General features: G+C 36.5%; 12 protein-coding genes and 2 tRNA genes. 3 read left to right on the top strand and 11 right to left on the bottom strand.

Features of this window, described 5'->3' with window-relative positions; genetic code table 11:
* Window positions 1-17: 17 nt before the first annotated feature.
* The 5 genes from H3T44_RS07555 to H3T44_RS07540 all read right to left on the bottom strand — a co-directional run bounded on the left by H3T44_RS07555 (window position 18) and on the right by H3T44_RS07540 (window position 3,422).
* Entirely contained in the window at window positions 18-1,262 is a 1,245-nt protein-coding gene (locus tag H3T44_RS07555; RefSeq protein WP_198185411.1) for a LarC family nickel insertion protein, read from the bottom strand.
* 156 nt (window positions 1,263-1,418) lie between these two features.
* The gene (locus H3T44_RS07550; protein ID WP_155566355.1) at window positions 1,419-2,174 is read right to left on the bottom strand and encodes an aspartyl/asparaginyl beta-hydroxylase domain-containing protein; all 756 of its coding nucleotides are present in this window, start codon (window positions 2,172-2,174) and stop codon (window positions 1,419-1,421) included.
* A 254-nt stretch (window positions 2,175-2,428) separates the two neighbouring features.
* Window positions 2,429-2,504: transfer RNA gene (locus H3T44_RS07545), tRNA-Glu, on the bottom strand.
* A 188-nt stretch (window positions 2,505-2,692) separates the two neighbouring features.
* Window positions 2,693-2,827, bottom strand: a complete 135-nt coding sequence (locus tag H3T44_RS09150; protein ID WP_255412382.1) for a hypothetical protein — start codon at window positions 2,825-2,827, stop codon at window positions 2,693-2,695.
* 223 nt (window positions 2,828-3,050) lie between these two features.
* Window positions 3,051-3,422 (bottom strand): hypothetical protein, encoded by a 372-nt coding sequence (locus H3T44_RS07540; protein ID WP_155566354.1) that lies wholly within the window; start codon window positions 3,420-3,422, stop codon window positions 3,051-3,053.
* A gap of 21 nt (window positions 3,423-3,443) precedes the next feature.
* Between H3T44_RS07540 and H3T44_RS07535 the strand changes: the two genes are divergently transcribed.
* Window positions 3,444-4,433, top strand: a complete 990-nt coding sequence (locus H3T44_RS07535) for an RluA family pseudouridine synthase (RefSeq protein ID WP_198196789.1) — start codon at window positions 3,444-3,446, stop codon at window positions 4,431-4,433.
* Window positions 4,434-4,806: 373 nt separating this feature from the next.
* Complete coding sequence (gene rpoH / locus H3T44_RS07530) at window positions 4,807-5,715, top strand: RNA polymerase sigma factor RpoH (protein ID WP_122122994.1); 909 nt, start codon at window positions 4,807-4,809, stop codon at window positions 5,713-5,715.
* Between the two features lie 35 nt (window positions 5,716-5,750).
* Here the strand turns inward: rpoH and H3T44_RS07525 are convergent, their stop codons facing one another.
* From H3T44_RS07525 to H3T44_RS07500, 6 genes are all read right to left on the bottom strand, one after another.
* Window positions 5,751-6,059, bottom strand: coding sequence for an AzlD family protein (locus H3T44_RS07525; protein ID WP_110439386.1), 309 nt, complete (start codon window positions 6,057-6,059; stop codon window positions 5,751-5,753).
* On the bottom strand, window positions 6,052-6,846 hold the full coding sequence (locus H3T44_RS07520) for an AzlC family ABC transporter permease (RefSeq protein WP_155564977.1): 795 nt from the start codon (window positions 6,844-6,846) through the stop codon (window positions 6,052-6,054). Before H3T44_RS07520 ends, H3T44_RS07525 begins: the two co-directional genes overlap by 8 nt.
* 472 nt (window positions 6,847-7,318) lie before the next feature.
* A complete protein-coding gene (locus tag H3T44_RS07515) occupies window positions 7,319-8,608 on the bottom strand; it encodes an adenylosuccinate synthase (RefSeq protein ID WP_155566350.1) in 1,290 nt (429 codons plus the stop codon).
* 73 nt (window positions 8,609-8,681) lie between these two features.
* Entirely contained in the window at window positions 8,682-9,827 is a 1,146-nt protein-coding gene (locus H3T44_RS07510) for an ATP phosphoribosyltransferase regulatory subunit (RefSeq protein ID WP_198196788.1), read from the bottom strand.
* Window positions 9,828-9,869: 42 nt separating this feature from the next.
* Window positions 9,870-11,042 carry a phosphoserine transaminase gene (locus H3T44_RS07505; protein WP_198196787.1) on the bottom strand — a complete coding sequence of 391 codons (1,173 nt, stop codon included), beginning with the start codon at window positions 11,040-11,042 and terminating at the stop codon, window positions 9,870-9,872.
* Window positions 11,043-11,086: 44 nt separating this feature from the next.
* Window positions 11,087-11,170, bottom strand: a tRNA-Leu gene (locus H3T44_RS07500).
* A 482-nt stretch (window positions 11,171-11,652) separates the two neighbouring features.
* On the opposite strand from H3T44_RS07500, the gene H3T44_RS07495 reads away from it, so the two are divergent.
* Window positions 11,653-14,735 (top strand): hypothetical protein (locus tag H3T44_RS07495; protein ID WP_198196786.1); only part of this gene is annotated, 3,083 nt, incomplete at its 3' end.

Genomic DNA, 14,735 nt, shown 5'->3' with positions numbered 1-14,735 from the left:
TTTATTCATAATTTCAATCAACTTTTCCCGGAAAAAAACAACCGTTTAACCGTTTCCTCAATTTCAACTGTTGATAAATCATGTGCTTTGGCAATAGAGCGGCATGTTGTTTTATCAGGAACAACCGAAACAATTTGATTATTTAACAGTTGTCCCACAATAACTTTTATTTTTCCCCATGGGGTATTAACGTTTTCATCATAATGAATCAAATTTTCATATTTCTCAATACGCCAATGCACATATGCCGTTTTTAATCTTTGAAATAAGAAACGACGCATCTCATCGGCATGTTCCGGGAGACAGAAAATAACAACCTTATCGGTCATTTGATTAAAGACTGAATAAATTGGCACAGTATAGACAAATTTTGCCCCATTCGCATAAAGATGGGTTTGTAATTCAATTAATGCATCTTGCGATGATTTGGCAAATTCTGCCTCTACAATAACAATTTCCCCAATAACTGATTGTGTATTTTTTCCTTTTGTTGTGGTTCCCACACATAGTCTTAAAAAATTTGGAAGATTATCATATTCCATTCTTCCCCCTCCATACCCTATACGAGAAATCAAGATTGGAGGGCAAGGCTGATAACTAGCCTTTAACGCTTTCAACAATGCGGCACAAGTTGGGGTTAACAATTCCTTTTGTGGCCCCAAGGCATAAATAAGAACCTCATTTCCCAAAAGCTCAAGCGTTACAGGGGTTGGAATAGGTAAAAATCCCTTGGAATCTTTTTTGATTCCCGATCCTACATTCAAGGGGGAAACATACCATTGATCTATCTTCAGCCAGACACATGCAACGCAACAAACTGTTACTCCAACAATCGTGTTCAGCGCTTTAATCTCATGAAAACTGATTTCTTCGATTGGCAGACCTGAGATTTTGGCTTGTGCTTCAGCCAAATTCTGAAAAGTTTCCAAAATAAGCTTTTTCGCTTTTACAGGTAGGGACGCATTGGAAATCAAGGCCTGAATTGTTCCCAGCAACTGTTTATTATTGACTTTTTCATCTTGAAAAGAACGCAAGAAATCATGAGAAAAATTCAAGCCATTTTCTGAAGTATCAAAACTAATATAGGCTTTGATCGTTGCAATATTGCTTCGCTTGACATGCATTAATTCTAGACGTGCGCCTATATCAAGAGCATCAACTGCATCTTGTAAAATTTGTTCAGGAACACCGGCACTTGCCAAAGCCCCTATAAATCGGCTGCTACTCATACCAGCAAAACAGTCTAAAAAACCGATTCTCACAAATCTACACTTTCTCCAGAATATTTACAGTAATAATTTATAACCTAATTAAAAATTATAACAATTCACTTATTATTCAATAATCCTTTCTGCAACCCCATTTCATTGATTAAATCATTTGAACATTAATAAAAAAACAAATGCCTCAATCAATAACTAATGTAATATTTGTTGTTTATTGATTTTCATAAAATTATCATAGGCTTCTTTTACAAAGGCAGAACGACGGATCGCCATCATAAACAGATCTTGAACAACCTTACCAAATCCTCTTTCCGGCCTTAGAACCTGAAATAATAAAACAACCCGAGTTTGATTTGTATCATTTTCAACACTATGTCTATAGGTATCATCGAAAAGAATGCATTTATCCTGGATCCAGTATAAACGTTGCGTATCAACATCAATCCAGCAATTTTTTTGATCTATCGGCACAGCGACCCCAAGATGACACGTAAGCAAACCTTTGGTCACACCATAATGCGGGGGGATAACGGCACCCGGTTCAAGAATAGAAAAAAACGCTGAATTTAAATTCGGAATCTTATCTATCAAAGCTGCTGTTTTAGGCATTAACTTACAGTTTTCAATCACCCGTAACCCGTAACCCTGCAAAAAAAAGGATTTCCAACGTTTATCCGCGGCAATTCTAGCATGGTCAGGAGATATATCTCGTAATGAGGGGGCGTTAACAGATTCATTTTGATACTTCTGAACAAGCTGTTCCCATTCTTTACGAATTATATCTGCATTAGCTTCGATTACAGATATCCACGGTAGAACCGAAATATCATATACAGGTTGATCCGGAATTTCTGAATAACGGGAAAGCACTTTATTAAAATAAGGACGAAGTTTTTTCCCCATTTTGATTATAAAAGGTCTTTTAGGCTTTATAATTTTTTTTTGCATAATTTTACCAAAATATTATATGGATCTATTACAAAAATTATTTTCAGTAATCTAATATTTTTCCATTTCACAATATGAAAAAACTGTTTTTATATTATAATGCGAAAAAAGATTTTATTTAAACAAAACAGATAATTTCGTATTAAAAATATTTTCAATTATTTTTGAAGCAAATCTTCTAGTACTTTTTTTAATATCTATATAATCTTACAACAATAATTATTTTAACATATTGCCAGATTGATATTCTCTTTTGGTGTCCCGTACGGGATTTGAACCCGTGTTGCTGCCGTGAGAGGGCAGTGTCCTAGGCCTCTAGACGAACGGGACCAGAAACCTTCTATATTTTTCTTTTATCTACGTCATCCTGCCCTAAAAAGCAACTAAAACTCACCAAAAAATCCAAATTAATCACAAAAAAATAACGACTGTTAAATAGTCCATTTTCAAAGACCTACAATCGTTATTTGAGTTTAGCATATAAAAATCAAAATAAATTGGATTAATTATCTAGTTATCTATTTTTTACCTTGATTTTTTTTCTTTGATAATTCAGAACCTGCTTCGGATTTATCACATTTACTAGCTTTAGGATCCCTTAGCGTTTCGGCAGCTTTGTGAGCTTCTTTTTTTGATACTTCATGTTTACTCATAACAATTCTCCTTTAAATGATTGTTATAATTCAATTATATACTATTTTTCTCAATTGTCATTAAAATATCAAAATATTATATTTTTTATAAAGTAAAACAAAGTATAAAAATCCATACATATATTATTTCTTGTTTTTTTATTTGATAATTGAAATAACTATTCATATTATAAATCCGAATATATGCAAGGTGTTTCATAAAAATTCTTTTTCAATTAACAAACTATTTATCATCAATCTCCGAATCGATAATTTTAACTTCCGCCACCTTTTTTTGTTGATCAATGTCCCAGAAAATCAAACGATCAGGCCCTCCACCTCTCAATGTTATCAATACCATCCTGTCAGACTGACGTGTGACATTTTCTATCCGTGTCCCTTTAGGTTCTTGCAATACACTGATTGGACGTGTAATTTTTAGTGAATTTTCATAAATCATGACAGAATCGTTTTTTTTATGAGCTATACGACTGATAATTGCGAAAACCAGTATCGTTGTGGCTATTATTATCAGAATTCCCAAAAATACAACTAAAGCTAACAATCCTTTATTTTTTCGTGATAAAGAATCTTTGTTTTCAAGGGATATATTCATTGACATTAAGGTACTTTCTGTATGAATGGTTCAAACACGATCGACTCAACTTTGCTTGTAACTTCAGTTCAAGAAAAATACAATAATTTAAGACTTGATCGATTTTTAAGCAAAACCTATCAAAATTATTCACGATCAAGAATTAAAGCACTCATTGAACAAGGACATTGTAAACGCAATCATGTCCCTATTAAAAATCCATCAACTCCCATTAAAACAAATGATAAAATTGAATTGCAAATCCCTGAAGTAAAAGAGTATTCATTAATACCTCAGGACATTCCCCTAGAAATTCTATTTGAAGACAATCATATTATCGTAATCAATAAACCGGCTGGATTGGTTGTACATCCAGCCCCGGGAAATGAAAATGGTACCTTGGTCAATGCTCTTTTGGCGCATTGTGGAGACAGCCTGTCAGGAATAGGAGGAGAAAAACGTCCCGGAATCATCCATCGACTGGACAAAGACACTTCTGGAGTAATGGTTGTCGCAAAATCTGAACAAGCCTTAAGCAAACTATCCGCTGATTTTGCAGATCGAACCATAAACCGGTTATATCATGCCATCTGTTGGGGAATACCAAACCCCAGTCCAGGGTCTGTTGAGGGAAATATCGGTCGTGATCCCTATGATCGTAAAAAAATGACAATTGTCAAAAAAGGTGGGAAATATGCCAAAACAAATTATAAAATTCAAAAAATAATAAATCCAGCTGTAAGCTTTATTCAGTGTAAACTTGATACAGGACGCACTCATCAGATTCGTGTGCATTTATCGAAACAAGGTCACCCCTTAATAGGTGATCCCGTATATCTTAAGCGGATTCCCGCCATTGCAAAAATCTTACCCATAAATCAAAGAAATGAACTTCTTGATTTTCCCAGACAAGCCCTGCATGCGACACTTTTAGGATTTAATCATCCCATAAGCAATAAATATCATGAGTTTGAAACATCATTGCCCCTGGATATGGAACGTTTAATAAAGAAAATAACTACGGAAAAATAAAGATATAATAAATCCTTATTTTTCGATTCGAAATAAACACTCTTGCAAAGAAAAAAATAACTTGTTAAAAATTTATTAATAAATTATTAATTATAAAAATTAAAATTTTGTAAAATACATGTTTCAAACTCTATAAATATTAACCAATTCAGTTTTTATTACATATAATCGAATTTATCGATGAAAATATACTTTATTTTTATGTTATTTTTTTTGACAGGACTAAATTAGTCTGATATAACAATGTTCGTAAACAAAACAAACTTCATAAAATATAAATGTGGGTCAACTGCATTAATTAAAAATACAATAAAGATCAACAAGACATGTGTTCTGTTTTACGCAGACCATAACATCATAAAGGTACAAATCAATGGTTCCTTCAATGTTAGATATCACGCCAGAAAACAACATTACACAATATATCCAGAATATCCGCAAATTTCCCCTCTTAACAGCTGAAGAGGAATTCACCTATGCGAAACAGTGGAAAGAGGAGGGAAATATACAGGCTGCACATAAATTGATCAACGCACATTTAAGATTAGTCGTTAAAATAGCCACAACATACAAACGCTATGCCTTGCCCCTGAATGAATTGATAAGTGAAGGAAATATAGGTATGCTTCAAGCCATCCAACGTTTTAATCCAGACCGTGGGTTCCGGTTTACAACCTATGCAATTTGGTGGATTAAAGCGGCCATTCAGGAATATATTCTTCACAACTGGTCTTTGGTTAAAATAGGGACAACCGCTGCTCAAAAAAAGCTTTTTTTCAATTTACGTCGCGTTAAAAGCCAGATTAAGGCCTTTAGTGACACTGACCTAACCCCGGAACAATTGGAAACAATCTCGGAGAAACTTGGGGTAACTACATCCGAGATTCAAAGCATGAATCAACGGTTAAGCGCTCAAGATCACAGCCTAAATACCCCTATGGGAAACGACAGTGATTATAACGAATGGCAGAATATGCTGGTTGATGACGCCATTAACCAGGAAGAGAGCTATGCCGAACGTGAAGAACTATCCCAACGTCATAATATTCTACAAAAAGCGATGGAAGGCTTAAAACCCAGAGAACGTGAAATATTAACGGAGCGTAGGTTAAAAGATAAACCTGCAACCTTGGAAGAACTTTCAAAAGTCTATAAAATTTCCAGAGAACGTATCCGTCAGATTGAAACCCGTGCTTTTGAAAAATTGCAAGAAATTATTCAAAAAGCACATGGTTCAGATATTGGATTTAAAAACTCGATAAACCAGGTAGCTATTGCCTAAAAATATAAAACACAACAAGCTGGATTATGGCGTATTTAACCTAGAAGATATCGTAATAATCCAGCTGATCCTATCGCGATAATCAGTGTAACCAAAAAAGAGCATCGAATAGCCGCCGTTACCGTAAAGATTAATGCAATCATATCTGCCATCCGTCCTGTAACAAAATAAGGTGCGATCAAGGAAATCATTACGCATCCAGGAACAATTTCCAATATGTTCTTTAATCGGGGATGATCATATTTACTAAAAACAAGGTATCCACCAATTCGTGTCAGATATGTTACCATCCCCATGAATATAATCGTCAGAAAAGCGTGTTCATTAATATAGGTACTAAACATTTTTTGATGCCTGCAGCATGTGATTGGGAACCAAAAAGACAAATATTATTCCGGTTAAAGTACCCGCAATAATATACCATTCCCCAGGCACAAACATATACACTATACAGGCAGTTATAAGGCTACTTGCCCAGATAATGCCTTTTCGCCATCCCAGCCACATACCACGAAGTAAAACAATGAATATGGCTGCAAACGCCATATCAAATCCATAATGCAAAAGATTACCAAATAAAGGCCCCAATAAAATTCCTATCACGGCACTTGTAACCCAGACAAGATACAAAGAAACTCCTACAGTCATATAAAATATATAGCTAAAAGATGGACTAATGACTTTTTTTAACCTGTGATAACAGTCCTGCAATGACAATGCCCAACATTCATCACATAAAAAGAAAAAAGATGGTAAAATCCTTTTTAATGAAAAATGCTTGCAAAACTGTATCATGGTGGCGCCCATTAAAATATGACGGCAATTCACCAGTAAGGTCATCGCAACAATCAATAATAATGGCGGTGTTTTTTGCCATAAATTAATCGCGACAAATTCAGATCCGCCAGCAAAATTTAAACTGCACATTAACCAGAGCTCAAGCGTTGACAATCCATGTATCTTTGCCTGCGCCCCCAATAACAAACCGAAAGGAATGACACTTAACATTAAAGGAAAAGCTGTCTTTAAAGCTCTCAGAATTTCCCTGCGTATATTTGATCCTACGCGTTTTTCTTTATTGGAATCAGATGTTAACCCGTTATTTTTTTTATTGAATATTTGGATAACCATGTGCATCACATTGAATTGGTCAAAATAATATTTGATAATTATCTATTAAGCTGTTAATAAAACAGTTTTTTTAAAAATTTTTCTTTTGGAATATATTAAATCTACAACAAATTTCAAAAGACAAAAAAATTTAAAACATACTGTTATTAATTTTACGATCAGATAAATTTGTTTCAAATGATTCTTAGTTACAATCTATCTTTTCGATCATTATATTTAAGCAATAAAATAAAATTATCTATAATATATCCTTAAATCATTTCTTGAACATATATTAAAAGGTGGTTTTTGTTTCTTTTTCATATAAATATTAATTTTCAAATCTTTTTTTGAATAAAATTCATTAAAATTTTCTTAATAAAAATCTTTTATTCACAAATAAATATTTATAGAACGAATTAAGAAACGTAAAATGAGAATTATAAAAGACCCCTTGTCAGGGGTCACTAAAAGACAATAAATTATCTTAAAATTAGTTTGGCAAAAAATTCTCGGATAATATTGTATCTTCACGTTCAGGACTGGTTGAAATGACAGCAACCTTAACCCCTGTCAATGCTTCAATACGTTCAATATAATTTCTTGCTGCTGCCGGCAATTCTTCCTTTGACCGAATACCAGAGGTCTTTTCATTCCATCCTGACATCGTTTCATAAATGGGTTTCAATCTTTTTTGCGCTTCCAAAGTATATGGAAAACGCTCTATATTCTGACCGTCCAATTGATACCCGACACAAATTTTGACCTCTTTTAAGCCGTCCAGAACATCTAGTTTCATCAAGGCCAAACCATCCAATCCACCAACTTGAACTGCACGACGTACCAGTACAGCATCGAACCATCCACAGCGTCTTGGCCGTCCTGTTACCGTACCGAACTCGTAACCTTTTTCACCTAAATATTTTCCAGTTTCATCAAATAGCTCGGTTGGAAATGGCCCTGCACCAACTCTTGTCGTATAGGCCTTGGCAATTCCAAGTATGTATCCGCCTGTCCGTGAACCTGTACCGCTACCAATCCCCGTTTGAGCAGGCACAGTATTTGAACTGGTTACAAAAGGATAGGTTCCATGATCTACATCCAACATTATGGCCTGTGCCCCTTCAAATAGCACAAATTTATTATCCTTAATATAACTTGCCATTAATTCTGAAACGGGTGCCATAAAAGGTAAAACCTTTACAGCAATAGTATTGAGATAGGATAGAATTTCATCTTTTGAAAATGTTTTTTCACCCAATGATACCAATAAGGCATTATGATGAGCCAATAACTCATCCAAACGCCAATCTAGCGTTTCCGGTTCTGTCAAATCACACAAGCGAATGGCACGACGCGCCACCTTATCTTCATAAGCGGGTCCGATACCTCGACCGGTTGTTCCAATTTTATGTTCTCCACGTGCTTTTTCACGAGCCTGATCCAAGGCCACATGAGAAGGCAAAATCAAAGGGCAATTCTCGGCTACTTTTAAAATATCTGGAGTAATTTCGATATTCTGATCTTTAAACCTGGCAATCTCATTTAACAGGGCCTGTGGATCAACAACAACCCCATTGCCAATAATACTAATTTTTTGCCTGACTACACCGGATGGCAATAATGATAATTTATAACTTTTTCCATCAATAACCAGGGTATGTCCAGCGTTATGTCCGCCCTGAAATCTTACTACAACATCTGCCTGACTGGCCAGCCAATCAACAATCTTTCCTTTTCCCTCATCTCCCCATTGGGAACCGACAATGGTAACACTGGACATATAGACTTCCTTATCTAAACAACCTTATTTATAAAATTACACAAATATTAAATGATTAAAGCGCTTACACCAATTACAAAGGAAACAACTTTCCTTTTTTGTATATATATTGACAATTTAAATGATGAGCCTCTTCTTCAGGATCGCCTTCAACCGCACAACTCATTAATGTAACATATCCCTCTTCATGCAGTTTGCTCAACTCCTCAATTCTATGACAACCATAGGGAACAAAAACTCTTGATTTGCTCAAAGGTCTTTCCGCTCTTTGCAACAAAATATCTGGACGAAGGGTTAAACCACAAGCAGGTTCCTGATTATTGGAAAGATATCTTCCACCCCGACCAACTTCACCACTAATACCATCAGCATAAACGGAAATACATAATCCTGTATGATAATCCCAGCCTCTAAATTCAACAGGATCAATAGTTAATTCAATATCCGGATCTTGATTTCGTACCGCTTTTACAGAAGCCAACAACCGTTCAAACAACCGTTGGGCCTCTGCTGGGAAATCTAATTTTCGCAATGCGCCAATAGCCTGATCCGCAGGTCCTGCCGCCTGCAACATAGCTGTCAAAATATCCGAATAATCCCCACCATAATATTTTACGGCGGCAACATCTTTACGATCCAATGCACGCATTAACGCACCCAATTGTGCAGAGGTAAAATTTTCCGGGCAAATAATTGCCTGTACCAGCTGCGGCATCATTAAATCAAAACTGAAGGCCTGAATCCCAAGCGCCTGTAATGCCTGTGCAGTCACCAGAATCACCTCGGCATCAGCCTGTGCATTATCGATGCCAATTAATTCAATGCCAGTCTGTAAAATTTGACGGGCTGCTGAATGTCTTGCCCCTTTAACCCAGATACAGAGACCGGCATACGACAACCGCAAAGGACGTGGTGAATTGATTAATCGTGTCGCAGCAATTCTGGCAATCTGAGGTGTAATGTCTGCGCGCAAGCCCATCATATAACGTGTTTCTGGATCCATTATCCGAAAAGTTTGCTCTGCAATTCCTTTGCCCGCATGCGCAAGAAGACTCTGTTCGAATTCCAATAAAGGTGGATTGACCCGATCATAACCGTAATTAGCAAAAATATTCATCATTTTTTGCAAGCCATGCGCTTCTGTCTCAGCATCAGAGGGCAAGACATCGCAAAAACCAACGGGGAGCAATGCGTTACTTATTTCCAGATCATCAATCATATGTATAGTTGCTTTTTACCTTTAATCATCTTCCCGTATGATTCAGCTATCCGCCTTTACCATCGCAAACGCCCAATCAAGCCAAGGTAACAGGGCCTCCATAGATGCAGCAGTCACCGTTGCCCCACCCCATAACCTCAATCCCAGAGGAGCATCACGATAACTGGCAATATCATAAGCGACCTGTTCCTCAGCCAAAAGCCCAGTCAGTTTCGATAAAACCGTTTTCTGACTTTTATTATCCAACGCGACAAACCAAGGATCCACAATTTTTAAACAAATAGAGGTATGTGAGCGATACTTCTCATCTTTTGCAAGAAATTCAATCCATGCCGTTTTAGCAACCCATTGACTGACAATCCTCAGATTATTTTCACTAAGACGTTTTAATCCTGCCAATCCCCCGACAGATTGAGCCCATCTCAAACCATCCAGCGCGTCTTCAACGCAAAGCATTGACGGGGTATTGATTGTATCTCCCTCAAAAATTTTTTCGTTCAATTTTCCCTGTTTCAATACACGGAATATTTTAGGCAAGGGTCTTAACTGTTCCGTTTCCTCAAGACGTTTCACTGCACGTGGTGATAGAGCAAGCATTCCATGCGCGGCTTCCCCACCCAAAACCTTTTGCCAGGACCACGTTACCACATCAAGTTTCGACCATGGCAGATCCATCGAAAAAACAGCCGAGGTCGCATCACAAATAACCAATCCATCATGATGGTCAGGAATGAAATCCCCATTTGGAATTTTAACACCCGAAGTCGTTCCATTCCACACCATTACAACATCATTATCCCACTGAATTTCATCCAGATTTGGCAATTCACCATACTCTGCATGAATAATATTGGTATTGGGCAGTTTTAACTGTTCAACAACATCGGTAACCCATTCCGCAGAAAAACTGTCATAAGAAAGCACATCAACAGGACGAGACCCTAGCAAGGCCCACAAAACCATTTCAACAGCCCCGGTATCTGAAGCGGGAACAATACCCAATTTCCATCCTTTAGGAACATCAAGTATTTCAGCAGAGCGGTGGATGACATCATGTAACCTGGCCCGCCCTTCCTTGGAACGATGTGACCGTCCTACCAGGGCATTTTGCAAAACATTGATATTCCATCCGGGACGTTTTGCGCAAGGACCAGATGAAAAACATGGATTTTCAGGTTTTTTTTGGGGTTTGGGAGATATGGACAATCTTGACATAAGCGTTAATAACCATTCATTGCACGTTAATAGATAACGTGAATTGGTGCGAAAGGGGGGATTTGAACCCCCACGCCTTGCGGCGGTCGATTTTGAGTCGACTACGTCTACCGTTCCGTCACTCTCGCTTGCTTATTTCCTCTTAGCAGATAACACCACCAAAAGACAATCTTGTTTTTAAAAAAAATTAAAAAAATTGCAAGTGTTTTTCAAAGATTTTTTCATTTAAAATACATAATATTCACATTATAATTAAATTTTATACAAAAAATTATGAAACTGGTTACTTATACATCGTTTATTTAACTTGTATTTATTTAAATTTTTTTTAGAGTTTTTTAATAAAAAAAATTAATTCCAATAAAAAACAAACCTTGCAAAACTTTTAAAGTAACCAAAAACATTCACTGCTTTACCAAAATTTAAAAAATTATAAAAATCAATAATTCATTAAATAATATTAAATAAATTTAATGGTTATTACTATAAATATCATTTTTTATACGTAAAAATTACTTATTAATAAATAACATGTTTGTATATTATGTTATATTATACTAATAATAATATTTCAGGAACGAAAAAATAAAATAAAAATAAGAGATTACTTATGGTTAAACATGTAAAAGACGACAAACGCAAAGATTTAACAGATGAAAATGGATTTAAAACAAATCATTTTGTAAACTATATTTATTATCCTGTTAATTTGGCGAATAAAAGTAACGTCACCGAAGACCAAATAAGCACTTTTGATTCGATAGGATATTCCATACACAATAACAATCCCATCCTGAATACCGGTGATTGGTACGCCGTTAACTATAATGAAAAAACTATATATAGTAAGGGCGGATATAATCAGGGCGGTACAAATTCATACTTTAGCCTGTATACGGCTGATCACACAACCACTGATCCAAACTATGCCTATTCTGGCCCTGTAAACATTATCAACAGCAATTTGCATATCGAGAATGGAGCCGTAGTATCAGGACTCAATTACTTTTCCACTGACGGGAATCAATATACGCTTACCGTTGATCAAAATGGTAAATTGCAAAATTCCAATATTTTCAATCAAAATGTCTACATCAACAATGGTTTTTCCAGTAATAACAATTACTATAGCTGCCCCACCACAATGGCCGGCAACACTCAGTCAGACAACGATTCATTTACCAATGCCTATATCCTATCAGTGGGTAGCTGGACTTTAACGGGTATAGCCTCCCAGCAGACCCCCTCATCAGGAAATTTTTTCTTTAGTCAGGGTGGAACAACAACAATCAATATAAAAGACTCTACCATAGTCACCAATCCCACTGTCACCGCCGATACGCAGGTTCCAGCCGACACGAAAAGTACGGTGATCAATGTTGATCAAGGAGCAAGATTCGGAAAACAGGATTTTTATTCCGCAAACAACATTGATGAATATTTGAACAACATAATAATCAAAAATAATTATAAATCCATTATCGGTGACGGAAGTTTCAGTGATTATAACGTTGTATATGTCACCAACGAGACATTTACAGACGCCAATGGAGTGACACAAACAGCAACAACATACCGGGATTCAAAAAATAATGTACTCTATCGGGGAAACGGTCCTGTCAATATCTATAATGTCTCAAGAATAATTGTCAGAAAAGGCGCGGTACTGGATCATGCGCAAATTTTTGGCGGAGCAATTCCCAGTATCCTGGTTGAAAACGGAGGCATTCTTCAAAATTCCAATATTTTCGATAGCTACATCGGGATTCAGAATGGGGGTCAATCACTCAATAACACCTATTACTCACCCGAATTCTGGTACAGCAGAAATAATGTCACCAGCCGCATGGAAGGGATCTCCAAAAATGATAAATTCTATGAATCTGCACACTCTTACCAGAATCTTTTAGACATTAGTGATAATGCCAATGTCTATTTCGATCAAAATGGTTTTACCGTAAACGATCCCACTAAAAATCCATCCAAAAGCCAACGCTTTTCGGTTGTCAATGGATTTATGCAACTGCATATCGGTTATGGAGGGCAATTCATTGATCCAAGTATATCAAGCTACAATAGTTATTATCTGGATTATTTTGGCGGGGGGGAAAATAATGATCCAAACAATTCGCCAAACTATAATTATCCGGGTGTGGATCCTGACTTATCTGCTGATACCAGTAAAAATCCATTGAAATTCGATAACAATGTCGATTTTGCAAATTATACCGTCCGTAACAATAACCCGATCCTGGATGGAACCATTCCATGGCATGCCGTTAAACTTGACAATGGTAAAACGGTCTATCAACGGGGAACCGGCACAAATGGCCCCTATTTCAGTTTACACGACAAGGATCACCTAACCAATGATCCCAATAAAGCCTATTCAGGTCCTGTTAATATCATAAATTCCGATTTTTACATTGAAAATGGGGCTGTTGTCTCTGGATTGAATTTCCTTGCCAGTGACAATTCAAGAACATTATACAATAATGGTGGAACACTGCAAGATTCCAATATTTTCAATCAAAACGTAATTTTTACTGGCAATAGTCATTCCAACAACAACACTTTTATTTCCTGCCCCGTCAACATAAGTGGAACTACCGTATCCGATGGGGATTCTTTCGTCAATTTTTCTTCTAAAACAGGATATTATGATTTAAAGGGAATCAGTTATACAAATAGAAGCTATCTTGATACCAAACATGACAACACCTTTCTATCCAGTGATAATGGATCTGCTGATGTAAACGTAAATGACAGGAGTATTGTCAGAAATCCCCATATACCGAATGTTCCATTGAACAACTCAAGTAATACCATGACTATAAATGTGGTAAATACAGCACAATTTGAAACAAAGGGGGTGCCTACTGGTCCAGAACTTGATAAATACCTCGCCAGTACCGTTATTCAAAACGACAGCCTGAACATTATTGGCCCAAATAACGGTAGCAGTAACAATTGTGTCTATGTATACACAGAAAACGTTCTGGACCAAAATGGAAAACCTGTTTTGGATTCATCAGGTGTACCCCAAACAGTAAATGTCTATCGGGATAGTGCCGGACATGAAATCTACCGTGGTAATAAAAAAATTAATTTTTACAATGTATACAAGGTTATTGTCACCAAAGGTGCAGTTCTTGACGGCGCGCAAATTTTGGGAAACAATATCCCGAGACTCCTTGTCCAAAATGGCGGAACCATAAAAAATTCAAAATTTTATGATGGTTATGTAGGCATTGAACAAGGTGGACAGTCAATAAACAATACTTATTATTCACCGGAATTCTGGTATTCCGAATGGGACAATCTGGGCGACCATCGAATAGAGGGCACTTCACAGGACGACAAATTCTTTGAGAGTTCTGGAACCGTAAAAGGTCTCGTAAATATCGCAAATAATGAATGTCGATATATTGATGGCAATAATAATGTTGTTTATAATGACAAAAGCTATAACCCTCCAAACAATACACAATTTACCGTAGCCAGTGGTACAACCCAAATCCATGTCGCGGGTAACGGAAAACTAATTAATCCGACGATATCAAGTAATAGTAAATATATTTTGGATTACAGGGATAATGCTCAGGAAGAACCCTGTTACCTTTGTGGCACGATGATAGAGACAAGAGACGGATTGAAGGCCATAGAAGAGATCCGTGCCGGAGACATGGTTTA

Origin of the sequence: Commensalibacter sp. M0355, from assembly GCF_016101365.1 — a bacterium.
In the GTDB taxonomy this organism is placed as follows: Bacteria; Pseudomonadota; Alphaproteobacteria; order Acetobacterales; family Acetobacteraceae; genus Commensalibacter; species Commensalibacter melissae.
This window is presented reverse-complemented; position numbering and strand designations above follow the sequence as displayed.

Bases quoted from the DNA above. Each gene is read 5' to 3' on its own strand.
- H3T44_RS07515 (WP_155566350.1), bottom strand. From the start codon at position 8,608: ATGTCCAGTGTTACCATTGTCGGTTCCCAATGGGGAGATGAGGGAAAA.
- H3T44_RS07510 (WP_198196788.1), bottom strand. From the start codon at position 9,827: ATGATTGATGATCTGGAAATAAGTAACGCATTGCTCCCCGTTGGTTTT.
- H3T44_RS07550 (WP_155566355.1), bottom strand. From the start codon at position 2,174: ATGCAAAAAAAAATTATAAAGCCTAAAAGACCTTTTATAATCAAAATG.
- rpoH (WP_122122994.1), top strand. From the start codon at position 4,807: ATGGTTCCTTCAATGTTAGATATCACGCCAGAAAACAACATTACACAA.
- H3T44_RS07540 (WP_155566354.1), bottom strand. From the start codon at position 3,422: ATGAATATATCCCTTGAAAACAAAGATTCTTTATCACGAAAAAATAAA.
- H3T44_RS09150 (WP_255412382.1), bottom strand. From the start codon at position 2,827: ATGAGTAAACATGAAGTATCAAAAAAAGAAGCTCACAAAGCTGCCGAA.
- H3T44_RS07505 (WP_198196787.1), bottom strand. From the start codon at position 11,042: ATGTCAAGATTGTCCATATCTCCCAAACCCCAAAAAAAACCTGAAAAT.
- H3T44_RS07535 (WP_198196789.1), top strand. From the start codon at position 3,444: ATGAATGGTTCAAACACGATCGACTCAACTTTGCTTGTAACTTCAGTT.
- H3T44_RS07520 (WP_155564977.1), bottom strand. From the start codon at position 6,846: ATGGTTATCCAAATATTCAATAAAAAAAATAACGGGTTAACATCTGAT.
- H3T44_RS07525 (WP_110439386.1), bottom strand. From the start codon at position 6,059: ATGTTTAGTACCTATATTAATGAACACGCTTTTCTGACGATTATATTC.